Source organism: Simiduia litorea, assembly GCF_042853465.1.
In the GTDB taxonomy this organism is placed as follows: Bacteria; Pseudomonadota; Gammaproteobacteria; order Pseudomonadales; family Cellvibrionaceae; genus Simiduia; species Simiduia litorea.
On sequence record NZ_AP031497.1, the window covers coordinates 1,301,852 to 1,325,333 of the forward strand.

18 protein-coding genes are annotated in these 23,482 nt (G+C 50.5%); 13 read left to right on the top strand and 5 right to left on the bottom strand.

Annotation, left to right across the window (positions count from 1 at the left end):
* The first annotated feature begins 15 nt into the window (after positions 1 to 15).
* Both ACGHTT_RS05800 and ACGHTT_RS05805 read left to right on the top strand, forming a co-directional pair.
* Positions 16 to 1,401 carry a tetratricopeptide repeat protein gene (locus ACGHTT_RS05800; protein ID WP_390594078.1) on the top strand — a complete coding sequence of 462 codons (1,386 nt, stop codon included), beginning with the start codon at positions 16 to 18 and terminating at the stop codon, positions 1,399 to 1,401.
* 113 nt (positions 1,402 to 1,514) lie between these two features.
* Entirely contained in the window at positions 1,515 to 2,720 is a 1,206-nt protein-coding gene (locus ACGHTT_RS05805) for an MFS transporter (RefSeq protein ID WP_390594079.1), read from the top strand.
* 14 nt (positions 2,721 to 2,734) lie between these two features.
* Here the strand turns inward: ACGHTT_RS05805 and ACGHTT_RS05810 are convergent, their stop codons facing one another.
* A complete protein-coding gene (locus ACGHTT_RS05810) occupies positions 2,735 to 3,796 on the bottom strand; it encodes a DUF3549 family protein (protein ID WP_390594080.1) in 1,062 nt (353 codons plus the stop codon).
* Positions 3,797 to 3,905: 109 nt separating this feature from the next.
* On the opposite strand from ACGHTT_RS05810, the gene ACGHTT_RS05815 reads away from it, so the two are divergent.
* Positions 3,906 to 5,102, top strand: a complete 1,197-nt coding sequence (locus ACGHTT_RS05815; protein WP_390594081.1) for an aminotransferase class V-fold PLP-dependent enzyme — start codon at positions 3,906 to 3,908, stop codon at positions 5,100 to 5,102.
* Here the strand turns inward: ACGHTT_RS05815 and ACGHTT_RS05820 are convergent.
* Positions 5,080 to 5,562 (bottom strand): YchJ family protein, encoded by a 483-nt coding sequence (locus ACGHTT_RS05820; protein ID WP_390594082.1) that lies wholly within the window; start codon positions 5,560 to 5,562, stop codon positions 5,080 to 5,082. The two genes, ACGHTT_RS05815 and ACGHTT_RS05820, sit on opposite strands and share 23 nt — an antisense overlap.
* A gap of 128 nt (positions 5,563 to 5,690) precedes the next feature.
* On the opposite strand from ACGHTT_RS05820, the gene ACGHTT_RS05825 reads away from it, so the two are divergent.
* Entirely contained in the window at positions 5,691 to 6,845 is a 1,155-nt protein-coding gene (locus ACGHTT_RS05825) for a 1-acyl-sn-glycerol-3-phosphate acyltransferase (RefSeq protein WP_390594084.1), read from the top strand.
* Here the strand turns inward: ACGHTT_RS05825 and ACGHTT_RS05830 are convergent, their stop codons facing one another.
* The gene (locus ACGHTT_RS05830; RefSeq protein ID WP_390594085.1) at positions 6,846 to 7,283 is read right to left on the bottom strand and encodes a hypothetical protein; all 438 of its coding nucleotides are present in this window, start codon (positions 7,281 to 7,283) and stop codon (positions 6,846 to 6,848) included.
* Positions 7,284 to 7,412: 129 nt separating this feature from the next.
* Here ACGHTT_RS05830 and ACGHTT_RS05835 point away from each other — a divergent pair, with 129 nt between their 5' ends.
* From ACGHTT_RS05835 to ACGHTT_RS05870, 8 genes are all read left to right on the top strand, one after another.
* A complete protein-coding gene (locus ACGHTT_RS05835; protein WP_390594086.1) occupies positions 7,413 to 8,213 on the top strand; it encodes an SDR family oxidoreductase in 801 nt (266 codons plus the stop codon).
* The gene (dinG, locus tag ACGHTT_RS05840) at positions 8,213 to 10,336 is read left to right on the top strand and encodes an ATP-dependent DNA helicase DinG (protein WP_390594087.1); all 2,124 of its coding nucleotides are present in this window, start codon (positions 8,213 to 8,215) and stop codon (positions 10,334 to 10,336) included. The genes ACGHTT_RS05835 and dinG overlap by 1 nt, the downstream gene beginning before the upstream one ends.
* 20 nt (positions 10,337 to 10,356) lie before the next feature.
* On the top strand, positions 10,357 to 10,632 hold the full coding sequence (locus ACGHTT_RS05845; RefSeq protein WP_390594088.1) for a hypothetical protein: 276 nt from the start codon (positions 10,357 to 10,359) through the stop codon (positions 10,630 to 10,632).
* The gene (locus ACGHTT_RS05850) at positions 10,632 to 10,964 is read left to right on the top strand and encodes a YqcC family protein (protein ID WP_390594089.1); all 333 of its coding nucleotides are present in this window, start codon (positions 10,632 to 10,634) and stop codon (positions 10,962 to 10,964) included. Before ACGHTT_RS05845 ends, ACGHTT_RS05850 begins: the two co-directional genes overlap by 1 nt.
* 180 nt (positions 10,965 to 11,144) lie before the next feature.
* Positions 11,145 to 12,917 carry a hypothetical protein gene (locus ACGHTT_RS05855; protein WP_390594091.1) on the top strand — a complete coding sequence of 591 codons (1,773 nt, stop codon included), beginning with the start codon at positions 11,145 to 11,147 and terminating at the stop codon, positions 12,915 to 12,917.
* Between the two features lie 261 nt (positions 12,918 to 13,178).
* Positions 13,179 to 14,435 carry an efflux RND transporter periplasmic adaptor subunit gene (locus tag ACGHTT_RS05860; RefSeq protein WP_390594092.1) on the top strand — a complete coding sequence of 419 codons (1,257 nt, stop codon included), beginning with the start codon at positions 13,179 to 13,181 and terminating at the stop codon, positions 14,433 to 14,435.
* Between the two features lie 29 nt (positions 14,436 to 14,464).
* The gene (locus ACGHTT_RS05865) at positions 14,465 to 17,629 is read left to right on the top strand and encodes an efflux RND transporter permease subunit (RefSeq protein WP_390594093.1); all 3,165 of its coding nucleotides are present in this window, start codon (positions 14,465 to 14,467) and stop codon (positions 17,627 to 17,629) included.
* Positions 17,630 to 17,799: 170 nt separating this feature from the next.
* A complete protein-coding gene (locus ACGHTT_RS05870; protein WP_390594095.1) occupies positions 17,800 to 20,076 on the top strand; it encodes a diguanylate cyclase domain-containing protein in 2,277 nt (758 codons plus the stop codon).
* Positions 20,077 to 20,196: 120 nt separating this feature from the next.
* Here ACGHTT_RS05870 and ACGHTT_RS05875 read toward each other — a convergent pair whose 3' ends face one another.
* Both ACGHTT_RS05875 and ACGHTT_RS05880 read right to left on the bottom strand, forming a co-directional pair.
* Positions 20,197 to 21,426, bottom strand: a complete 1,230-nt coding sequence (locus ACGHTT_RS05875; RefSeq protein WP_390594096.1) for a DUF819 domain-containing protein — start codon at positions 21,424 to 21,426, stop codon at positions 20,197 to 20,199.
* Between the two features lie 192 nt (positions 21,427 to 21,618).
* On the bottom strand, positions 21,619 to 23,082 hold the full coding sequence (locus tag ACGHTT_RS05880; protein ID WP_390594097.1) for a M48 family metalloprotease: 1,464 nt from the start codon (positions 23,080 to 23,082) through the stop codon (positions 21,619 to 21,621).
* Positions 23,083 to 23,216: 134 nt separating this feature from the next.
* On the opposite strand from ACGHTT_RS05880, the gene ACGHTT_RS05885 reads away from it, so the two are divergent.
* Complete coding sequence (locus ACGHTT_RS05885) at positions 23,217 to 23,465, top strand: sulfurtransferase TusA family protein (RefSeq protein ID WP_390594098.1); 249 nt, start codon at positions 23,217 to 23,219, stop codon at positions 23,463 to 23,465.
* Positions 23,466 to 23,482: the final 17 nt, after the last annotated feature.

The following is a 23,482-nucleotide window of genomic DNA, read 5'->3' on the forward strand; positions in this document are numbered from 1 at the left end:
TGTTGTTGGTTATTTATGACAGTATCGGCGCTTGATCGGTTAGAGCACTTGCTGCGCAGTCAGCAGATGATCGCGGCCGAGGCAGAGGCTACGACGCTGGTGCAGGCAATTTTTCGCGCCACCGTATCGGCACCTTACTTGGATAGGTTGGCATTTTACCTCGGGCGCATGCACCGGCATGAGGAGGCCTTGGCCTGTTACGATCGCGCCCTGGTGTTAATGCCGCAAGATGCTTCGCTGCATTATAATCGCGCGATGGTGCTAAGATTTTTGGGGCGATCACAGGAGGCCGAAACGGCGATCAATTCCTGTTTACACTTGGCGCCTGATGATGCCGAAGCTGTTGCATTGCGTACAGACTTACGCACACAAACTGCAGAGCTAAATCACATCGAATCTATTCGTGCGACGCTGGCTAGAGTAACCGATGATGTCAGTCGAACCAAGCTTCATTATGCCTTGGCCAAAGAATTAGAAGATGTAGGCGAATATGAACAGTCCTTTGCCGCCTTAACTCGGGGGGCAAACTTGCGTCGTGCGCGAATGCAATATCAGGTTGCAAACGACCTTGAGGTCATGGCCGCTATCGAAGCAACATACAGTAAAGATTTTTTTCGCACCCACCAAACCAAAGGTTTTCCGAGCAAGGAGCCGATTTTTATTCTAGGTATGCCGCGCGTAGGCTCGACATTGCTGGAGCGCATGTTGGCCAGCCATAGTTTAATAAAGTCGGCCGGCGAGCTCGATAATTTTGCCCAGAATATGATGGCGCTGGTCGATAAAACGCAAGCAAGTGGCGGTAGGCGTGCTTTGGTACAGGCAACGCGCGACCTAGATTTTTCTCAGCTGGGTAAAAACTATATTCATTCCACCCGCCCCCTTACGGGTGATACTCCCTATTTTATTGATAAGTTGCCACTGAATTTTTTGTATGTGGGGCTTATTGCTTGTGCGCTGCCCAATGCGACGATTATTCATATCCATAGAAACCCGATGGATAGTTGTTACGCTATGTACAAGCGGTTGTTTCATAATGCCTATCCCTTTTCGTACCAGTTGGAAGAGTTGGCACAGTATTATGCGGGTTACCAGCGGCTAATGTCGCATTGGCAGAGCGTGTTGCCTGATCGCATTATCTCTGTTGGATATGAGGCCCTGATCAGTAATCCAGAGCAAACGCTTGGTCCTGTTCTGGCCACTATCGGCATTGATTTTGAACCTGCTTGCTTGGCTTTTGATAAAAATAAAAGTGCCAGTACAACGGCCAGCGCAACTCAGGTTCGACAGAAAATTTATCGTTCCTCAATGCAGAAATGGCGCCATTACGAACAGCAATTGGAGCCGCTGAAAGTGGCATTGGTGGCTGCGGGTGTGAATCTTGATCTGGACTCACGGCACTGATCGAACTGGTGCTATTAAACGCCTCTCACTGCTTTACAGTGGGGTTTCATTAGGCCGCGAGCGCTCGGTTGTTAGTCGCGCCTAAACCCTTTCCCCTTAGTATGGACAATTGAATGACAGCGATCACCCACGAATTCTCGCTCTTCGCGTCACCCAGAAAGTCTGCGCACGGGTTGTTGGCGCGCTTTTGTCTAGCGATGCTGGCCACGGCGGGTTTTTTTTACGTCAATATTATTCCCGCCTTGGTGGATGGCTTGGTGACGGGTTTAGGGTTTAGTACTGCTGATGCGGGTTCGGTTGCGTCAAGTAATATCTACGGCGCGGCGGTCGGTGCCTTGGTGGCGGTATTTTTGGCCGGGAGAATTTCTTGGCGTCTCGTGAGTGGCTCGTTGTTAATACTGCTTATGGGTGTGGATTTATTGTCGTCATTTATGATCGATGCCGATTGGCTAATCGCTATTCGGTTTGTCCACGGCTGTATTGGCGGTTTATTGGTGGGTGTGGCTTATAGCATTTTCGCGCGCACAGAAAGCCCCGAAAAAACCTTTGGTGTATTGCTCGTGGTGCAATATGGCTTGGGTGGGCTAGGCGTTATGTATTTGCCGAGTTTGGTGGTGGATTTTGGCGCCCCGGTATTATTTTGGTCGCTCATGCTCTTTAGCGCGGTGAGTTTTTGTTTATTGCTGCTGTTGCCGGATTACCCAGTGCGGGCTCCGATCGTTAATGTAGAGGGGCAGGCGTCGCCTATGGCCTGGTGGCCGCTACTCGCGACGCTGGCCGCATTATTTCTGTTTCAGGCCGGCAATAATGGCCCCTACGCGGTGGTCATGGGTTTGGCCAAATCTTTTCAGTTAGAGCTGGATTATATTTCCCGCTGGTTAGGCTTTGCTGCTTGGCTGGGCGTGGTGGGCGCTGTGTTGGTCATTGTCGTGTCTAGCCGAATGCGCCGATTGGTGCCTATGAGCGTGGCGATGATTGTGACGGCTTGGGCGACTTGGTCGTTGATTTATTCCGATCAGCCGGGGGTGTTTGCCCTGGCTAATTGCTTGGTGGGTATCACCTGGGCCTTTGTCATTGCCTACTTGTTGGGGATGGCTGCGGAATTTGATACGACAGGGCGCATGGCCGCGTTAGCGGGGTTTGCTTCGAAGATGGGGTTGGCCACCGGCTCCTTGGTTGCCGCTAACATGGTCGGTGCTGGCGGCGCCTTTAGTAGCAGTTATGTGCTGATGTTGGGTGTAGCAGGCGCTATGTTGGTGTTAGCGTGGCTGTTGGCCATGCGGCCAGCCTATTTGCTCGACCGCAGTAAATTTAATTGAGCTCGGCGGCGACTTTATTGTGGTGAACCTAGTTTGCCGCTGAGTAATCCGCCAATGGCTTGGCTTAAATGCTCGGATCTTGCCGTGTCTCGAAAGGCGGCTAAAAAGTGCGGCCTCAACGCAGGTTGAAATAACAGCTCAGCTAAGATGCGATTGAAACTCGCTTGACCCAAACTCACCACTTGTTCGAGAAAAGTTAGGGTCAGGCGTTGATCGATGAGGTTGTGGCCGTGGCGAGTGGCGAGGGTGACGATGGCCTCCGCATCTAAAAGGTTTGGCGCTGCCAATGTGTGCGCTAAGGCTTCAATGACATAGCCTTTGGCGCTACTGCAGGATAACGCGCGCAAGCAGGCCGTGATTTCTGCATTATTTTTTGACTGTAACGCTTGGCTTAGGCGCTCGCCAATGACTTGAGTCAATTGGATATCGAGTGGCTCGTGTTCGAGTAAAAGGCTCAGGGTGTTGAATACTGGCTCGGGGACACCGGCGAGATTTTTAACCAATAAACTGTGAATCTGCGGCTCTTTTTGCCGTGCCGCTAAGTCAGCTAAACCTTGCAGACCGAGTGCCTGCCAATAATCCCACGGTCCTTGGCTGAAGTAGTTCAGTACATCTTGATAAAACTGGCTGGGCGGTAATTTTAAACGCGCGGTGAGTTTGGCGTGAAAGGCCGCTTGTAGCGTATCGCTGGGCTTCCACACATAAGGGTTGTTATCCAGCACACTTTTTAAGCGTTCGCCCTGTTCTGCCGCGGCGAGATTGGAGCCGATGGCAAACAGCAGTTGCTGCACAAACTCATCGCGGCTTTTGAGTGGCATTTTTGCCTGTTCATCCAGCGCGAAACGCAAAAACCAAATCTGCGGTGCCTGCGCCTGACCTTCGGCCCACACAATTAAAGCAAAGTGTGCCTGACCTAAATAAGGAGAGGGATAAGGGCTGGTGCCATTCTCAAATTGAGTGAACTGCTTTTTTTCCAAGGCTTGGATACGCGCCCCGCAATCCTCCGCGCGCCAATGCAGGCCAACACGGGCCAGTAGGTCGGTGATTGACTGGATAGGGGATGAGCTTGGCTGCATGAAAGGGCCTCAGTGCTGTTGTCGGGGCTAATTTGGTGCTGTTTTGCTGGCCCGCAGTCTACACAAAAATGCTTGGCTATACTGGGGGGATCAACCTTAGGAAGCGCCCATGCCCAGTCTGCAGCAATTAACACAAACGCCGAATATACTCGCCCAAGATTACCAGCACGCGGCGGTTGGGGCGCGCATCATGCTCACTGGGCATATTCATCAGGCGATGCCGGATTGCGCCGGCCTCGCCTATCAAGAGCATTGGGATTGCTTGAATCGCTACGGTGAAGAGCGCTTTGAGCAAGAATTTGCCATGGCCGATCGGGTGCGCGCAGGTTTTGCCGGGTTAATTCACAGCGCCGCCGATGATATTGCCTTGGCGGGCAGCGTTCACGCGCTGTTTGTGCGGTTTCTTTCGTCGCTACCCTTGGCCGAGCGGCCGCGCATCGTTACGAGCGATGCGGAATATCCGTCTATTGCTCGCCAGCTGGTGCGCTTAGCCGAGGCCGGGGTTGAGGTGATTTTTGAGCCAGCCAACCCCGCCAGCACTTTGGTTGAGCGGTTGGCGCGCCATGTGAACGACAAAACGGCCGCGGTGTGCGCCTCGTCGGTCAATTTTGAAACTGGCCACCAAAGTTTGGAGCTCGATACCTTGATGCCCCTGTGCGCGGCCAAGGGGGTTGAGTTGTTTGTGGATGCTTATCACTCGGTTAATGTGTTGTCCTTTTCGGTACAGGACTATAACCTTCAGCAGGCATTTGTTGTGGGTGGCGGCGCCAAGTACTGCCAAATGGGCAGCGGCTTAGCCTTTATGCACGTGCCGGAGGGGCGCCAGTTCAAGCCTATTGTCACCGGTTGGTTTGGTGCCTTTGACCCCATTGTCGACGAACCCGCATCTAGCCCGCTGATGTATGGCGATGGCGGTGCAAGGTTTCACGGCTCCAGCATGGATATGCTGCCGGTGTTTAGAGCCAATCGGGTATTCGATTACTTCCAACGCCAAGGTTTAACCCCAGACTTTCTCGACGATGTGCACCACCATCAGCTGGAGCTGTTAAGTAACACCTTTAAACAATTTAACTTTAATCCGGCGGTTATCGAGCTATCTACATCACTGGAATATATGGGCGGCTTCCTTTCATTTAGCTCGCCCTACGCTCAACAGCTGTGTGAAATGATGCGCGACCGCGGTGTGCACACCGACTTTCGCAAGCAGTGGCTTAGAATGGGCCCTGCGCCTTATTTGTGCGATGAGCAATTGCAGGACGCCATTCACGCTCTGGAGGAGTCGGTTAAGGAATTGCCACGCGGTTAATACAACACTGCTTGTGTTTTTTGCCACTGCCGCAGGGGCAGGGGTCGTTGCGGCCCAGCTTCGGGGTGTTCAGTTGCGGGGCGCTGCTGTTGAGGTAGCGCCAATGGCCATTTTCCTGAATGAAATGCGACAGATCGTGCAGTGCATGCAGTTGCTCCCCTTGCCGATACCACGCAATAAACTCGACCTCGCCACTCGCACCAGCCGTGCGGCTGGATAACACCTGCAGTTGGCCGAAGTTTGCCTGTTCAAGCCAGCCTTTAAGCGCTAGTTGATCAACACCTGCACGGGCCGATTCTGCCCAGCTGAGTAGGATGTAGTCGAGCAGCCCTAAGGCGTGGGCGCTGAAGCGCGAGCGCATCAGTGCGTCTGGGCTGGCTGCGGCGGCGCCATCGTGAATAGGCCGGCAGCAGGCTGGGTAACGGTGACCGCTGCAACAAGGGCAATCCTTGGGTAGCATTTTTCATCCTTTTTCGGTATTTTTGCCACCCTTTCGCCAATCGGAGGGCGGAGGCAGGGTCGCGTGCAAGAAGTGCGCTACTATAAAACAATCCTGCCTGGACAATAACAACCACATACCCAGAGCCCATGAGCGAATTTGACGATATAAGACCTTACCGCGATGCAGAAGTAGCCCCTGTCTTGGCTGGCATCGTAGGCAACCCTGAATTACACACCGCGATTGCCGCGCTAAAGTTTCCTGTTATTAGCCGCCTTGTGCCCTGGTTGATTAAGCCGCTCGTGGCGAAAAGATTGCGCGCTGAGTTTAAGGGTATCAACACGGTCGATGGCCTTCAGGAATTGGTTTCTGGTTATTTGCGCGCCATGCTGGATGAGAAGTCGCGCGGTGTCACCGCCAGCGGCCTCGACAAGTTAGACCGCGATAAGCCCTATCTATTTATTAGTAATCATCGCGATATTGCCATGGATCCAGCGCTGGTGACGTGGATGCTTTATCTAAACCATTTTCGCACACTGCAAATTGCCATCGGCGACAACTTGCTGACTAAGCCCTATGTCTCGGACATCATGCGCTTGAACAAAAGTTTTATCGTCAATCGATCGGCCAAAGCTCCGCGGGAAAAACTCAAGGCCGCTAAGTATTTGTCGTCTTATATCCACCATGTGTTATGCGAGGAACTATCGAGCTTATGGATAGCGCAGCGGGAAGGCCGCGCTAAAGACGGGCGCGATAAAACCAACTCCGCCGTGGTGAGCATGATTGCCTTGAGTAAGCCCAAACAACAGCCCTTGGGTGACTATTTAGCCGAACTCAATATTGTACCTGTGTCTATTTCTTACGAATGGGACCCCTGCGATTTGGCCAAGAGTCGCGAGTTGTACTTGTTAAAAACCGAAGGCAGTTATCAGAAAGGTGAGCAGGAAGATATCGCCAGCATTGCCGCCGGCATTAACGGCTTTAAGGGGCGTATTCATTTAGCCTACGGCGATGTGATTAACGGTGAGTTTAAAGGCACAGATGAAGTGGCGGCGGAGATAGATCGTCAAATACTGTCGAATTATCGTTTGCATCCGAGCAACTGTTTAGCCTACCAACAATTAACCGGGCTGGTGCCGAAGGTTAAAGTGGGCGAGGCGCAAGTGGCCTTTAATGCCGATGACTATCCGGCGGAAGCGGCGGAGCTAAAGCGCCGGGTGCAGGGTTTGAACGATGAGCAACGTGATATTTTCTTAGCCAGCTATGCCAACCCTGTGAGTGCACATTTGGATATGAATCGCTGATTATTGATCGGCAGGCGCAATGACCAGCGTTGTCAGCTTATTGGTGTCGGCGCTGGTGACGCACTGCACATGCATCTTCTTGGTGGAGTGTTGTTCACTTAAAAAGCGTTGTTCTGGCAGCACCACGTCGGCGGTAAAGATGAGGGTGTTGGTGCGTTCATAATCGTTATAGATGGCGGCGCGCTGATCCATATTTAAGCTGATGATTTTGCCTTCCATTTGTTGGTAAGTGGCTTTTTCGCACAAACCATGGCCGGCAAAGAGATCAAATTTTGGCCTGTTCTCAACGATGCCAAGTGCGCGTTTGGTGCTATCACCTGAAGTAAACTCGGCGCGGAAGTGTTTCGCAATGAGCACTGTTGCCGTTATGCTCATCAACACCAACATGACTGCGCCGCCAATGAATAGCCATAGCTGAAATTGCTTGTTTTCCATCATTGGCTAGCGCCTATTGTGAGATTTATCTAGCAAGCTTAATCAAGATATCGGTTAGACTCAATTTTTCTAAAGCCGGCATGTAATCGCAGGACGCGATCGCGGTGCTGAATCGTATAACTAAGGGATGGTATGACGGATTTTTTTAAGGGACGCAAGGTTTGGATTACCGGCGCATCGTCGGGTATCGGTGAGGCATTGGCGCAGCAACTGGCCGCTAGAGGTGCATGCTTATTGTTGAGCTCCCGCCGGGAAGAGGTTTTAGAGCAGTTGCGGATAGGTTTGGTTAATCCCGATGCGCATCGCGTGGTGAGTTTGGACTTGGCTCATCCGGAGCAAGTGTATAAGCAAGTTTCCGCCTTGGTAGCTGAGGGTTTAAGCGTCGATATTTTGATCAATAATGCCGGTATTTCCCAGCGCGGCCGGGCCCAAGATACGGCCTTCACTGTCGATCGAAAAATTATGGAAGTGAATTACTTAGGTACCGTGGCGTTAACCAAAGCGGTACTGCCAGCGCTATTGATGTCGCGATCCGGCATAGTGGCGACCATTACCAGCGTATCGGGTTTGATTGGCTCCCAAGGGCGGGCTGCTTACTCGGCCGCTAAGCACGCGTTGATGGGCTTTATGGAGGCCTTGCGCGCCGAACTGCACAGCCAGGGCGTGCAGGTAACCGTTGCCTGCCCAGGTTGGGTAAAGACACAAATATCCATCAACTCCCTAGATGAAACCGGTGCGCATTTAGGCAAAATGGAACCGCGAATTGCGCAGGGCATCTCCGCTCAACGCTGTGCTGAAGAGTTCTTGGCCGCAATCGAAAAGGGGCGAGATCAAGTCATTATTGGCCGAGGTGTGAGCGTATTGGCGCCGAGCGTTAAACGTTTTTTCCCCACGCTTTTTCGGCGACTGAATCGAAAACAGGTTTACCGTTAATGGCATTATCAGCCGAGCTAAAAAAGACTATTCAAACCGCCTATAGCCAGTTTTTGGAAAACAAATCGCTGAAGGCTCGCTATGGTCAAAAGCTCATGGTGGCGGAAATTGCTCGCACCTTGGGTGGCATTGAGCTCGATGACGACGGTGTACGGGTCGGCGATAACCATATCTGTGTGGTCGAAGCAGGCACCGGAACGGGTAAAACGGTGGCTTACTTACTGGCCGCTATTCCGGTGGCGAAAGCGCTGGGTAAAAAATTGGTGGTGTCTACCGCCACCGTGGCACTGCAAGAGCAAATTGTGTACAAGGATTTACCCGACTTAAAGCGCCAGTCTGGTTTACATTTCAATTTTGCCCTGGCCAAAGGCCGCGGCCGCTATTTATGTTTATCAAAACTCGATCGAATCCTGACCGATGTGGATGCCGCTAATAACAGTGAAAAGGCCTTATACGAGGATGAGTATCCACAAATAGACGAGCAGGCCTTGACCATTTATCAGTCCATGATGGACGCGCTGGCGGCCAATAAATGGGCCGGCGATAAAGACGAGTGGTCGGAAGAATTAGAGCCGCAGGTGTGGTCGCGGGTGACCACGGATCATCGCCAGTGCACCGGCCGACGCTGTTCTAATGTGTCCTCCTGTAGTTTCATTAAGTCGCGCGATTCGCTTGGCACTTTTGACGTTATCGTCGCCAATCACGATCTGGTGTTGGCCGACCTTGCCCTTGGTGGCGGCGCCATATTGCCTGACCCTGCCGATACCCTCTACGTGTTTGATGAAGGCCATCACCTGCCCGATAAAGCGCTCAACCATTTCGCTGAACACAGTCGCTTAATCGGCACCCTTAAATGGTTAGAGCAAACCAATAAGGTACAGGGCGCCATGTTGGGCGAAATTAGTGGCGCGGGAAACATCGACCGCTTCGCCGAGCAATTACCTGCTGCCTTGGCCGACGTGAAGCGTCAGCTGGAAATGGTCTACCCCATGGTGACCCAGTTGGCCGAGCGCATTGAAGACCCAGAGCGCAGCCCGCGCTATCGGTTTGAGCAGGGTATAGTGCCGGACGCTATGCGCGAGGTGAGCGTTGAACTGAAGCACACCTTTGAGCGATTGGCCGAATTATTGGGCAAGATGACACGGGAACTTGAAGAGGCCCTGGAGTCGAGCCACTGCGATGTGCCCAAGGTTGATATGGAAAATTGGTACCCACAGCTGGGGGTGTGGCAATCCCGTGCGGAGGCCGGTTTAGCGCTCTGGGCCAGCTTCGCCGAGCTGGATCACAAAGGCGGGGTGCCGAAGGCGCGTTGGATAACCTTAGTGGATTTCGGCGGCAGCATTGATTACGAGATTTGTTCTAGCCCCATTTTAGCGGCCAAAACGCTCGAATATAGTTTGTGGAACCGCTGTTGCGGTGCGGTGGTTACCTCGGCAACCTTGACTGCGCTGGGCAAGTTTGATCGGTTAAAAATGCGTACTGGTACCCCCGAGGCTTCAACTTATACTGTGGTGCCCAGCCCGTTCGATTTTAATAAAGCGCAGTTGCAAATTCCTAGCACCGCCTCCGATGCTAGCGACAGTCTGAATCATACCTTGGGTATTATCGATTGCCTGCCGGCGCTGCTGGGCGCACAAAAGGCTGCCCTCGTGTTGTTCGCCTCCCGTCGGCAGATGCTTGATGTTTACGACGGTCTATCTATTGACTGGCGCGAGCAGATTTTGGTGCAGGGCGATAAGTCAAAGCAGGAGATGCTAAACGCGCACCGTGCCCGCATCGATGGGGGTGAAACCAGTATTTTGTTTGGCTTGGCCAGTTTTGCCGAGGGCGTGGACTTGCCCGGTGGTTATTGCCAGCATGTGATTATTGCCAAGATTCCCTTCGCGGTACCCGATGATCCGGTGGAGGCCTCGCTGTCGGAGTGGATAGAGGCGCGCGGCGGCAACCCGTTCATGGAAATCACCGTGCCCGATGCAGCGTTAAAATTAGTGCAAGCGTGCGGTAGGTTACTGCGTACCGAAACTGATACCGGTACCATCACCCTGCTCGATAACCGTTTGCTAACCCGGCGTTACGGCAAGGCGATCCTCAACTCGCTACCACCGTTTAAACGCTTATTTTGACTCGAATGGAGAAGCATGCCATGCGTTACGTTTTGAGTGTTTTACTGATGTTTTTGCTGGCGGCCTGTGCCGGAAAACAAAGTTTTCGCGATAGCTGTGCGGCCAATGTTAACGCCGCCTGGGATGAATTGGATATCGCTAAAACCGAGGGCTTTTCCGGCTCGGTGAGCTACTCCAAGGCGCTGGGGTTAATCAGCTTGGCTAAATCTATGCAAACCGTGGAAAACTTCGATAACTGCGTTAAACACGCCAAAGATGCACGTTTCTATATTGCCGAGTCGCGCAAGGGGCAGTAGTGGTTTCAGGTAAATACGCCCAACTTCGCCGGTTGCTGTCGGAACTCGAGTCGATGATGAAAGCGGCAGATCTCTGGGCGTCTAAACCACCAAATAAAGCGGCGTTTGCAAGTCGAGCGCCTTTTTGCATTGATACGATGACTATCTTAGAGTGGTTGCAGTTTGTTTTTCTTCCTAAATTGTCTCACCTTATTGCGCAGAATGCGGCATTACCCCAAACCAGCGGAATTTTACCTGTTGTAGAAGAGTGCTTACCAAAGCAGGTAAAGCATTATGAGCAAATACTCGAGCTCGTAAGAAGGGTCGATCATTTTTTATCCAATTCCGCCTGAGTTCCTTCAGTTCCCTCGCTATTTTTTAAACATACTTTTTTTGTGCTGGCGTAGACATTTTTTCTGAGATACAGTTCCGTCTTTTTTAAACTGCCTATTGGCTGGCTGGAGCAGTCTGGTTGGTGTAGGCGATGTATATTTTGAATTGGAAATGAATCCGCGTGCCGGAATGGAGTTGTAATGAAATTATGCAATTGGAAGCTTCTTTTTATCTTTCTGGCTGGAGCGTTTTTACTAACAGCTTGTGGCGGCGGTGGCAGTAGCTCGCCAAAATTTGGAGTGGGCGAGGGCTCAACCAGTACTGGTGGCAGCAGCACTGGCGGTAGTACCGGTGGAAGTACCACTACGTCGGTCGTTAAATTGGGCAATGGCACAGGCTCTTCTTTCGTATTGGGGCAATTGGCTAGCACAAAAACCACATTGCAATCAGGGGGATCAGCGACCCTGAGTTTGAATGTAGTGGACGCTAATAACTCGCCGGTGTTAGATGCTTATTCAGTAAGATTCTCTTCTACCTGCCTTGCGGCTGGTTCTGCGCTACTCACAAAAAATGGTTCAAACGTTTCTCAGATTACGACTGCTGATGGACTCGGCTCGGTGACTTATACGCCGCAAGGTTGTTCTGGTATCGATACGGTCACTGCGAATATGACCGTAGGCGAAGCGACCTTAACAGCCACCGTCGCGCTTACTGTAGAGGTTGATCAAGTGTTAGCGGTAGAGTTTGTGTCGGTTTCTACGGACAAGCTTTCGCTGCGTGGTATTGGTGGATCTGAAACAGCGCAAGTGACCTTTAAGTTAGTGGGGGCTCAGTCTGCTCCTATCATTGGTGAAACCGTAAATTTCAGCCTGAGTACCCAAGAGGGTGGCGTTTCCCTTGCGGGCGGAACAACGACAGGCGTTACGGATAGCGCTGGTTTGGTCACTACGGTTGTACAAAGCGGCACGACGGCAACAACCGTTAAAGTATTTGCCACCCATGCAAGTACGTTAATTCAAGGTAGCTCTACAGATATTGTTATTTCGACAGGTGTAGCGGTAGATGACTTTTTCTCGATTTCACTGAGCTCGCGCCAACCGGCTAATGCCTACAATACTGATGGCATCGAGGTGAAAATTAACGTGATCGCGAGCGATCAGTTTGGTAATAGCCCTCCAAATGGCACTCAGGTTCGTTTTGTTTCTGCCGAAGCTGGCAAGGTAGATCCCGCTTGTTCCTTGACTGACGGTCGTTGCAGTGTGACTTGGCTGAGTTCTAGTCCTCGCCCGAGCGATAACCGAGTACAAGTATTGGCCTACATGAGAGGGGCTGAGTCTTTTACGGATGTGAACGGTAATAGTGTTTACGATGCAGCTGAAATAGGGTTGCACACCGATTTAGGTGAGCCCTATGCCGATGAAAACGAAAACAACCAATATGACCTTGGCGAGTTTTTTGTTGATATCGACCAAGATGGTGTTTTTGATGCCATGGGTGATGGTGAGTGGAATGGCCCCTGCATGTCGGGCGTCAACTCCGCGGCTATTTGCTCGGCCAAAGATAGTACGTTTATTTCTCGAGATATTCGTTTGTTTATGCCGCGTAATGAGATGTCAGTGGTGAGCTATGGTAGCTTCCCTGCCCATGGTGGCACGGTCAGCGCTGTTGGTGGTCTTACCCTTACCGGCTTGATTTTAGATGATGGCAATGGCAACCCTTGGCCCACCGGTACTACTTACGCTTGGAAAATAGATGTATCAGATACTAAAACATTGCGTATGGAATCTACCTCGGGCAGCGTCAAAACCATTTTTCCTGAAGATTCCGTTGCCATGCCGCCTTTTAGCGTTAGGTTTACCGACAACAGCGCATTTACTGTTCCAGCGAGAGCTGAGGTAACGCTCACCGTAACCTTCCCTGATGCGACTAAATATGAGTATTTCTTTTTTGTAGATTACAACAAAGAAAGCTAGTTATTCATGCGTGAACCAAAGGGCTTTACCAGTCAGGTAAGGCCCTTTTTTTTGCGGGTTAATAATACCGTCTGGGCTCTAACCTGCCTGCCTAGATCATAAGGTGGTATTTGCCGCGTTTATAGTTAGTTCACTCCGCAGAACGTGCCTACAAAGCCTTTGGTCGCAACCAGAGCTTAATCATAGTGACATCTTTTTTTAATGTCTTACTATGCCATCAACACATACCTTTTCACTCTCATAATTCCATAGGACTTAGCCGTGTTTATCAACAAATTTAAGGACAAGCGCGTATACCTGCCATTTATTATATTAATCGTCAGTATTGCAGCCTTTGTCGTTATGAAAAACCTTAAGCAGCCAGCTGAGGAGAAAGTCGCTGATCAGATTGCTCCTCTCGTCAAGGTAGAGTCGATTCGATTTGAGCCCATGCAATTAGCGGTGAGCTCTCAGGGTGTAGTAACTCCTAAATTTAAGACGCAACTGGTTGCTCAAATCAGCGGTGAAATAAGCTTTATTGCCCCTGAATTTGTTCGTGGTGGCTTTGTAAAACAGGGGCAAATACTCGCGCGCATAAATGACAGCGATTACCAAGCGTATGTTATCGAAGCACAGGCTGCACTCTTGTCAGCTCAAGCTGGATTGGAGCAAGAGCAGGCTTTAGGTGCGGTGGCAAAGGATGAGTGGAGACGCATTAAGGATCGTAAACCAACGGCATTAAGCTTGCGAGAACCGCAACTTGCCCAGGAGCAGGCTCGCGTTCGCGCAGCGGAGGCGGCACTTGCACGCGCCAAAAGTAACCTAGAGCGAACAATCATTCGCGCGCCATTTCACGCATTGATTGAAACCCGTCAAGTCAGTTTAGGTTCCTACGTTAATCCCGGTAACGCGATTGGCGATGTTCTGTCAGTCTCAGAGGCAGAAGTGCGACTTCCAGTGGCAGATAATCAAATAAAGTTTTTGATCAATGAAGGCGTGGGGTCAAAAGTGACACTGCGTGGGGAGCTGCAGGGGCAGGAAACCACATGGGACGCAAAAATCATTCGCACTGAAGGCGTCATTGATAGTCAGAGTCGCATGGCCTACTTAGTCGCTCAATTAGTCAATCCTTATGGCCTACAAGTGCCGAGAGCTGGCGATGAAAAATTAGATCAAAAAACAGAGCACCCACTTCGTTTTGGTAGTTATGTGCGTGCGTCCGTTGAGGGAATCAGTATCCCTCATGCGGCCCTAGTGCCACGACATATTATTGTGGATGGCAAGGTACCAACGTTAACGGCAGAGAATACCTTGTTGTTTAAAACGGTAACCTCAATACGCGAGCAGGGAACGATGGTCGTCGTGGTTGATGGTGTTGCTGATCAGGATCAGCTCATTGTTTCAGCGCTGCAATATCCCGTTGAGGGAATGTTGTTGCGGCTACCAGTGGAAAGCAAGTCGACAACAGAAAAGCCGGATGAGAATAATTCAACCGAAGAATTAGACAATGAAGAAGCGCTTGCGAAGAAAAGCGACTAAATAATTGGGGTTATACAGTGACAAATCTAATGAAAGCAAATGATGCAAGTGACGACCCAACCCGTAAAGGCCTGATTGCGTGGTTCGCTCGCAATACCGTGGCTGCCAACTTACTAATGTTTTTCATTATTATTGGAGGTGTGATTTCTGCCTTCAGTATTCGTCAGCAAATGTTTCCGGAGATTGAAATTGACTGGCTGCAAGTTCAAATTTTCTATCCGGGAGCGGCGCCCAAAGAAGTAGAGGAAGGTATCACCTTAAAGGTAGAGGAAGCGTTTAAGGGCCTACAAGGTTTGGAACGCGTCATTACATACTCGCGCCGTGGTATGTCGCAGGCATACATAAAAGTTGCTAAAGGTTACGATCCACAAGTGGTACTGGATGAAGTTAAAAGCGAAGTGGATTCTATCTCTAGCTTTCCTGCCGGTATTGAACGACCACGAGTGGAGCGTTTTAAATACAAACAAGAAGTTTTGTATTTGTCCTTATATGGAAATCTGACTCCCACTCAGCTTAAGGATTTGGGTAAGCGTATACACGAAGAAATTCAGGTATTGCCTAGCGTTAGTATCAGCGAATATTACTCTGGACTAGGTTATGAAATTGGTATCGAGGTCAGCAAAGATAAATTGCGAGAGTATAATTTGACCTTTCAGGATATCGCCCAAGCTATCCGTAACGAATCAAGCAACATGTCGGCCGGGCAGATTAAGGCTGCCGATGGCTACATATCTTTACGGGTAGAAAATCAGGCCTATCGGGGTTATCAATATGAGCGCATACCACTCATTACCTTGCACGACGGAACGGTAATTAAAGTTGCCGATGTGGCCACAGTGCACGACGGCTTTGAAGACGGTATTCAGTATTCGAAGTTCAACGGCATGAATTCGGTGGCGTTTTTCATCGGCGCCACCCGCGATCAGAGTATTACTAGTGTAGCCAATGTTGTTAAACAATACGTAGCGGACAAGGAGAAGCAATTGCCCGACGGTGTCCACTTGGAAACGTGGGTGGATTTCACTTACTACTTGCAAGGACGCCTAGATATGATGGTGTCCAATATGAAAATGGGCGCCGTTTTAGTGTTTTTATTGTTGGCGCTTTTTTTACGCGTGCGGTTAGCATTTTGGGTGATGTTGGGTTTACCTATTAGTTTCCTTGGCGCGTTGATGTTGATGCCTATGGAGTGGGTGGGTATTACCATTAATGTGGCAAGTTTGTTTGGCTTTATTTTGGTGTTAGGGGTGGTGGTGGATGACGCCATCGTCATTGGAGAGAGCGCCTATCAGGAAGTAGAAGACAAAGGGCAAACCATTGAAAACGTTATACGCGGTGCCCAGCGGGTTGCGATGCCAGCCACCTTTGGTGTATTAACAACGGTTGCAGCGTTTATGCCAATGTTGTTAGCCGACGGACCATCGAAAGGCTTCTCCATCGCGATTGGCGGCGTTGTAATTTTATGTTTGCTCTTTTCGTTGGTGGAGTCCAAATTAATTCTGCCCGCGCATTTGGCGCACATGAAGCAACGTCCGCACAACCCAAAAAACCCTTTCCATTGGGCACGTTCACATATAGATAGTGGTTTAAAGTATTTTATTGCTAACGTCTATCGCCCTGGGCTAGAAAAAATGTTGCACTACCGCTATGTGGTATTGATGACTTTCTTTGGCATTTTCTTGATAAGTTTGGGTTTGTTCAGTACTGGCTTGATCCGCTTTATTGGTACCCCTAAAGTGCCCAGTGATTTTCCCGACATTAATATTGAGATGCAGGTGTCCGCGTCTGAGCAGTCGACGCTTGATGCTGCATTGGCCGTGGAAAAGATGTTGAAAGACGTCGATGCGAAAATTAATGCAGAGCACGGTCAGAGCATGATAAAGAGCATGCATGTAGATCTGCAGTCGCGTACCAGTGCTCGCATTATGACGATGTTGGTTGATCCGGAGATCCGCCCTATCGATACCTTCGAGTTGGCCGCTATGTGGCGCGCGGCAATGCCCGCATTGCCGGGCGTAAAGTCACTCACCATTCAAGATAATTTAATGGGGAATGACCGTGATGATGGCGACATTAGTTTCCGCTTAGAAGGTGCAAACGAAGCAGAGCTAGTGCTGGCGATCATTGATTTGAGAGACAAGCTCAGCAGCTTGGTGGGTGTGGGTGATATAAACGACAGCAGGCGTCAACAAACACAGGAGGTACAGCTGGAGTTAAAACCCTTGGCTTACTCAATGGGACTGACACTGGCCGATGTGGCGCGTCAAGTAGGGTTTAGTTTTTACGGGATTGAAGCTCAGCGAATTCTACGCAATGGCGAGGAAATTCGCGTGATGGTGCGCTACCCAGAAGATCAGCGTAACGCTATTGGTTTAGTCGAAACTACCTTGATTCGTGCGCCAAACGGTGCCGATGTGCCGTTGGCCGAGGTAGCCAGCTTTAATATTGTCAATGCAGCGTCTGAAATTCGTCATGAGAATGGCAAGCGCTCCATTAACATCTGGGCCTCTGTGGATGCGACTCAGGCAGAGCCGCAAAAAATTGCTGCGGAAATCCGCGATGAATTTTTACCTGCGATGCTGAAAAACTACCCAAGTGTGTCCAGCTCTTTGTCGGGCCGCGTCCAAGAGGAAATGGAAGATCAGGCCAAGTTCATTCGCAACATCGTACTATCCTTGGTTGTCGTCTATGCCTTGCTGGCGATTCCACTACGCTCCTATTTACAGCCGTTCATGATTATGTCGGTCATTCCCTTCGGTTTGATCGGCGCGATGATTGGCCATCTGGTGCTGGGTATGGACATGAGTATGTTGTCTTTGTTTGGCCTGACCGCTGTGGCGGGGGTTGTCGTCAACGACTCATTGGTTATGGTGGATTACGTCAATGGGGCAAGGCGTGAGGGCACGCGTTTGTGGGACGCCGTATTAGACGCAGGTTGTCGGCGTTTTCGAGCGATTATATTGACTTCCTTGACCACTTTTATTGGCGTTGTTCCGATATTATTGGAAACCAGCATGCAGGCTAAAATTGTCATACCTATGGCAGTATCTTTAGCCTTTGGGGTACTCTTTGCGACGGTCATAACGTTGATCATGATCCCCTGTCTCTATGTTGCAGGCGGCGATATTCGTGTCAAGATGGGCCAGTTGTTAAATTGGTTGCGAGAATTGCGTCAACAAGCCGCAACGCCATAGACGACTTATTACGCCTACTGCAACGATAACTCGTATCGTTGCAGTAGGCGTGATTATAGCTGTCAGGTCTTTTCCAGTCCCGTATAGGATGTTTTTTAAACAACGCATTCGCCCGCCAGCTAAGCTCTGTTACAATCCCGTCTCGCTCATTTTCCTGCATAGCGCTGACCATGGTCCAAATTGCTAGCCATAGCGGTATTACATTCGCCAAATGTAAGCTGATTTTTTGCTTTTTAGTGATTCTTCCTGCAACGGTACTGGCCGATATACAGGACGATTTGAGGAATGCTAAGCATTTTTTGCTCAGTTCGCCTGCCCAAACCATCGCACTCTTAGCCCCTTACGTGCTCGAACATCGCGGTGAGATCCCTGAGCCTGACAAACTTGAGCTGTTGGCGCTTTTAACCCGTGCCTACATTGTTCAATCCGAACTAGCACTCGCTGCTCAAACCCTAGACCAGTTAGAGGCTATGGCGATTCGGCGTAAAGACCTGCATTACCAAGGTCTGGTGTTGCGCGAGCGAGGCTCGATCTTATTTGTTCAAACCCAGTATGCACAAGCGCTTGAGCTGTACGAGCAGGCGCTGGTGAAGTTTCAGCTGCTCGATAGCTCTTTGCAAATTGGCCTTACTTACAATGTCATGGCTCAGTCTTTGCGCGCTCAGCAGCAGTATACGCAAGCCCTTAGTTACGCGCGTAAGTCCTTAGCCTTGCTCCGCGAAAGTGGCGCTACGGCAGCCATGGCGGAAGTGTTAAATGCTATGGGTGTGATCTTCGAACGACTCAACAATCTCGAAGAGTCTTTGGTGGCGCATTCTCAGGCGATGGATATTCGTCGCGCCTTAAATGATAAGCCGGGTCTTGCCGATTCACTCTACAATATCGGAGAGATTCACCGTGAACTTAAAGACTATGCATCAGCCGAAGTGTACTTGTCTGGCTCTGTGGAGGTAGATCGCGAGCTTAATAACGTTAGCAATCTAGCTTATGGCTTGTTTAAGTTGGCGGATATTCAATGTGCGCAAAATAAATATGACTTGGCTAAAGAGAATGGCTTACAAGCCTTGGCCTTATTCACGAAATTAAATGCAGTCGAGAATGTTGTTGCCGCCAACGCAAATTTGGTAAAGCTGGAGTTGCGCTTGGGAGATTATGCCGACGCTGCGGTATTCCTTGAAAATGCTGAGGCGTTGTTAACCAACAACATGAGTCCGGAGCTAAAGTTTAGGCTAGGTATTTATCGTGCTCGTTTGTTTATTTCCGAAGGCGAGTTGTCAAAAGCTGAATTAATTTTACGCAATAGTATTGCGGTTCAGCTCGATGGCGTCGATGTGGAAATGCAATTGTATGTTTATCGGATGCTCAGCGACTTGTTGGCGCAACAAGGAAAGACTAATGAAGCGCTGGAAGTGTTAAATGCGCATAATGCGCGACACGATAAAATCATGCACGAGTCTCGGTTGCAGTCGATCTCTAATGTTCAGTCAAGTGTTGAGTTTATGCGGCGAGAACAGCAGTTAGCGCTGTTGTCTCGGGATAAAGACATTGCAGATGTTAAAGAGGATAAGAAGAAATTCGAGCGCAATACGGTAGTTTTTGGCTTCGTTGCGTTGTTTTTTCTCCTGTTCGTGCTATTCGGCCGTTATCAATCTCGACGTATAAATTTTCAGTTAAAGCAGCAGGTGGCTGAACGCACTGCCGAGTTAGAGGCAAAAAATGCCGAGTTGCAGCGCGCTTATGCTCAATTGCAGTCTGTTAGCCAAACAGATCTTTTGACCGGCTTATCGAATCGACGTTTTTTGCAAGAACACATAGAGCATGACTGCGCTAAAACTATCCGGGACTATTTGAATTGGTTGCAGGCCAAGTCGCCGGTTCCCAGTCAGTCAGATTTGCTTTTCTTTTTGATTGATTTGGATGGATTTAAAAACGTCAATGATTTGAACGGTCATGCTGCGGGTGATCTTGTGCTTGCTCAGATGAAAAACATCTTGGCGCAAATTTTTCGGGAAACAGATTATCAGGTGCGCTGGGGCGGCGAGGAGTTTTTGGTTGTCGCTAGGTATAGTCAGCGCGAAAATGCAGCGATGTTGGCCGAGCGCATTCGGGCCTTAATTGCCGAGACGGAGTTTGACATAAAACAGGCTAAACCTTTGACAATTACAGCGTCCATTGGCTTTTCCTGTTTTCCCTTTTTCTCGGACAGGCCGGCGCAATACAATTGGCAGCAAGTTGTGGATATCGCTGATACCTGTCTGTATGCGGCAAAACAGTCGGGCCGCAATTGTTGGGTCGGGTTAACCGGCGTGGAAGGGTTAGAAAAAGTCGATACCTTTGACAGGCTTTTTACCGAACCTGAGCAAGTGATTTGTGAAGGCTGGGTTAATCTTTATACCTCGTTAAACGATCCGAGATCGCTGTCTTGGCAGCTGCGTGCAACAACGTGATCGCTAATAGATAGGCAGGCGTCCCACGGCTGAGGAAATAATTGTGACTTCATGTGCGAATTGCGTAGCAGAGAGGGTAGGCTGGGCAATGCTGCCCAGCCGAATGAATTGAATGAAGGATTAATTCGCAACGACTTGTAAAATTTGCCCGCAGAACCATGCGGCGTAGGTACCTAAGGCGTAGCCGAGTACGGCGAGTAAAACACCAACAGGCGCAAGCGCCGGGTGGAATGCTGCCGCTACCACAGGTGCCGATGCTGCACCGCCGACATTCGCTTGTGATCCGACGGCCATATAGAACAGCGGTGCTTTTATAATGCGGCACATGGTTAGCATTAATGCTGCGTGTACTAGCATCCAAATGGCGCCAATTAAAAAGTAGCCTGGGTTTTCGAATATGGCTCTAATATCCATGTGTGTACCGATAGTGGCCACCAGAATATAAATAAATACCGAGCCCACCTTAGAGGCACCAGCGCCCTCTAGATGCTTAACTTTGGTAAACGATAACCCCAGTCCGAGGGTCGTTGCGGTGACAATTAGCCAGAAGAAATGGCTGGTTAAGCTAAACCGCGCTGTACCAGGGTAGTGCTCGGCGAACCAAGGCGCGATGAAGTCGGCTGTTAAATGCGCAAATCCAGTGACACCAAACGCCACAGTGCAGATGAATATTAAATCTGGCAGAGTGGGTAGGCGCGAGATTTCAGATTGCAGCTTTTCAACCTTTTCTCTTAACGCCGTAATGGCTGAGTTATCGGCACCAATTGATGCGTCAATTTCCTTTGCGCGGCCGGCCATCAGCAGCAGTATCGCCATCCAAATATTGGCGACAATAACGTCCACGGCAACCATGGAAGAAAAGATCTGGTCTGAAGCCCCAAAAATTTCCTTCATGGCGGCTTGGTTTGCGCTGCCACCAATCCAAGAGCCCGCAATTGTGGTCATTCCGCGCCATATATCATCGACATTTGCGCCTAAGATGTCCGGCGCCAACCAAGACACCAACAACAGGGCAATGGGGCCGCCAATGATGATGCCGGCGGTTCCCGTGATAAATAGAACAAGTGCCTTAGGGCCAAGATTGACGATGGATTTGAAGTCAATGCTAAGTGTGAGTAGCACGAGGCTGGCAGGCAGCAGGTAGCGCGAGGCAACAAAATACAGCTGGGAGTCGTGGCTATCGATAATGCCAAAGGTCGTCAGCAGCGAGGGTAAAAAGTAACACAGCAGTAGCGCTGGGACATAGCGATAGAAATTTCTGAAGAGGGGGTAATTGCTTTGTGAAGTATGAAATACCGCACCTAAAATCAGGGCCAGTAGACCCAATTGCACTGCATCGTTAGTTATCATAAGGCTGCTTTTTGTTATAAATTCGTGATGATACTGGCTAAGACGAAATAGGGAAGTGAAAGCGCAAAAGAAAAGCCCTCGGTGCGAGGGCTAGCAATGTGTGACTGCTTTCAAGGTGTAGCGAGGAGATACAGGGCCATAGTAGGTCAGACGTGTTACCGAAATATGACAGTATCTCGCCTTCACAGCGCCTTATCGCATCGCTTTTTCCTGCATGCCGCGTACATCGCGCACCCGCTCTTGTAAGATGGCCGTAGTGTGATAATTGCCTTCGGCCAGTTTAAGCCCATTGCGCAATTGAACCATGGCGGCGTCATAGATGCCGTTCAAGATGAAATATTCAGCTCGCGCTTCGTGTACACCTAAAATGTTGCCCGCTAAACCGTGCACTTCCGCTAGCTGATACCACACATAGGGGTCGGTGCTCCGGCGGCGCGAGTGGCGGTCGAGAATCTGTTCACTTTGGAGATAAAAGCCCGCTTTCATGAGCGTGTCGGCGTAGGCCATATTCGCGGGGTGGTTGCTTGGCTCTGTTTTTAACAGGGCCTGTTGAATGGCAATCGCCTCCTCGTAACGACCCTCGGCCGTGTAGATATCCGCCAAGGCCAATTGGTACTCCAGCTTGTTCGGGTTCAGGGCGAGTAGTGTTGCCAGCGCTTCGTGGGCACGGTCAGGCTGACCAGCTTTGCTGTAAGCGAGCACTAAACCGTAACGGCTGGCCTCCTTGTTCAGGCTGTCGCCGTCTATTTCACTGCTGAAGCGCTTAACCGCCGCCTGTGGGCTTTCGGCTTGCATCAAAAACACGCGCGCGCGCATCAAGTGGAAGCTCAGGCTGGATTCGTAGTGCTTCTTGGGGAACCGGGTGGCTCTGTTCATGGAGTCGGCAATTCGGCTTTCGGTCACTGGGTGAGTGAGTAAGAATTCCGGCGGTCGGCGCGAGTAGCGGGTTGTGCGCAGCATGGATTCAAACATCTCTGGCACCGCATAGGGGTCTAGACCCGCCGCCACCATGGTTTCCATGCCCACCCGGTCTGCTTCCTGCTCGTTCTGACGCGAAAAGCGCAACTGGCTATCGAGTGATGCCGCTTGGGTCGCCATCATGGCGGCCATGCCGGCATCGCCACCAGCCGTGGCCATGAGCACTAAACTCGCCAACATGGCGGCTGTGGTGGGGATGCTGGCGTTTTGCCGCGCTTCCACGCCGCGGGCAAAGTGACGCTGGGATAAATGCCCGAGTTCATGGGCTAATACCGATGCCAGCTGGTTTTCGGTGTTGGCTGTGGTAAACAGCCCGGTATGAATGCCCATCACGCCGCCAGGCACCGCGAAGGCGTTCATGGTGGGGTTTTTAACCAGTAATAGTTCTATGCGCTTATCGGGGAGTTCGCTGTAACCGGCGAGCTTGGCCACCAACTTCTCTAAATAATCCACCATGAGCGGGTCGTGCGAGGTGGGTACCTGAGCGCGAAACGCGCGCGCCCAACTTTCCCCCAACTCTCTTTCCTGTTGGGGTGATACAATGCCGCTGGTTGCATCGCCGAGGGCGGGTAGCTGGATGTCCTTGGTTTGGCTAACCGCAGGAAGGCTTAAGCTGGCCGCGGCCACGAGGGTGGCGATCAAGGAATTTATCGAATATCGGCCGCAAATTTTGGGCACAAAGCGCTCTCCGTGTAATGATGGCTCCACTTTATCGGTTTCGGGCTTTATCGACCAGCCGTGTCGAGTGGTGAATGTGTAATTTGACCCCGAATTTTGATCTGGGTTCAGCAATTTTTGTAAAGCGAATGAACATGTCTGAAGCCGCACCTTTACCCGATGCGCAATTGACCATCGATGCCCGTCATATGGCTTGTCCTATGCCATTATTGAAGGCCAAGCAGGGATTGAATCAGCTCGCCACTGGCGAGGTGTTATGCTTATTGGCCACCGACGTCGGTTCGAGTCGAGATATTCCAGCCTACTGTAAAATCAGTGGTCATATTTTGATCGCTGAGCGGGCTACCGGCACCGAATTTTGCTATTGGTTGCAAAAGCGCTAGGATTCGCAACCGACCCT

Bases quoted from the DNA above. Each gene is read 5' to 3' on its own strand.
- ACGHTT_RS05820 (WP_390594082.1), bottom strand. From the start codon at position 5,562: ATGCTACCCAAGGATTGCCCTTGTTGCAGCGGTCACCGTTACCCAGCC.
- ACGHTT_RS05805 (WP_390594079.1), top strand. From the start codon at position 1,515: ATGACAGCGATCACCCACGAATTCTCGCTCTTCGCGTCACCCAGAAAG.
- ACGHTT_RS05825 (WP_390594084.1), top strand. From the start codon at position 5,691: ATGAGCGAATTTGACGATATAAGACCTTACCGCGATGCAGAAGTAGCC.
- ACGHTT_RS05810 (WP_390594080.1), bottom strand. From the start codon at position 3,796: ATGCAGCCAAGCTCATCCCCTATCCAGTCAATCACCGACCTACTGGCC.
- ACGHTT_RS05865 (WP_390594093.1), top strand. From the start codon at position 14,465: ATGAAAGCAAATGATGCAAGTGACGACCCAACCCGTAAAGGCCTGATT.
- ACGHTT_RS05835 (WP_390594086.1), top strand. From the start codon at position 7,413: ATGACGGATTTTTTTAAGGGACGCAAGGTTTGGATTACCGGCGCATCG.
- ACGHTT_RS05845 (WP_390594088.1), top strand. From the start codon at position 10,357: ATGCGTTACGTTTTGAGTGTTTTACTGATGTTTTTGCTGGCGGCCTGT.
- ACGHTT_RS05855 (WP_390594091.1), top strand. From the start codon at position 11,145: ATGAAATTATGCAATTGGAAGCTTCTTTTTATCTTTCTGGCTGGAGCG.
- ACGHTT_RS05830 (WP_390594085.1), bottom strand. From the start codon at position 7,283: ATGATGGAAAACAAGCAATTTCAGCTATGGCTATTCATTGGCGGCGCA.
- dinG (WP_390594087.1), top strand. From the start codon at position 8,213: ATGGCATTATCAGCCGAGCTAAAAAAGACTATTCAAACCGCCTATAGC.
- ACGHTT_RS05815 (WP_390594081.1), top strand. From the start codon at position 3,906: ATGCCCAGTCTGCAGCAATTAACACAAACGCCGAATATACTCGCCCAA.
- ACGHTT_RS05870 (WP_390594095.1), top strand. From the start codon at position 17,800: ATGGTCCAAATTGCTAGCCATAGCGGTATTACATTCGCCAAATGTAAG.
- ACGHTT_RS05885 (WP_390594098.1), top strand. From the start codon at position 23,217: ATGTCTGAAGCCGCACCTTTACCCGATGCGCAATTGACCATCGATGCC.
- ACGHTT_RS05800 (WP_390594078.1), top strand. From the start codon at position 16: ATGACAGTATCGGCGCTTGATCGGTTAGAGCACTTGCTGCGCAGTCAG.
- ACGHTT_RS05875 (WP_390594096.1), bottom strand. From the start codon at position 21,426: ATGATAACTAACGATGCAGTGCAATTGGGTCTACTGGCCCTGATTTTA.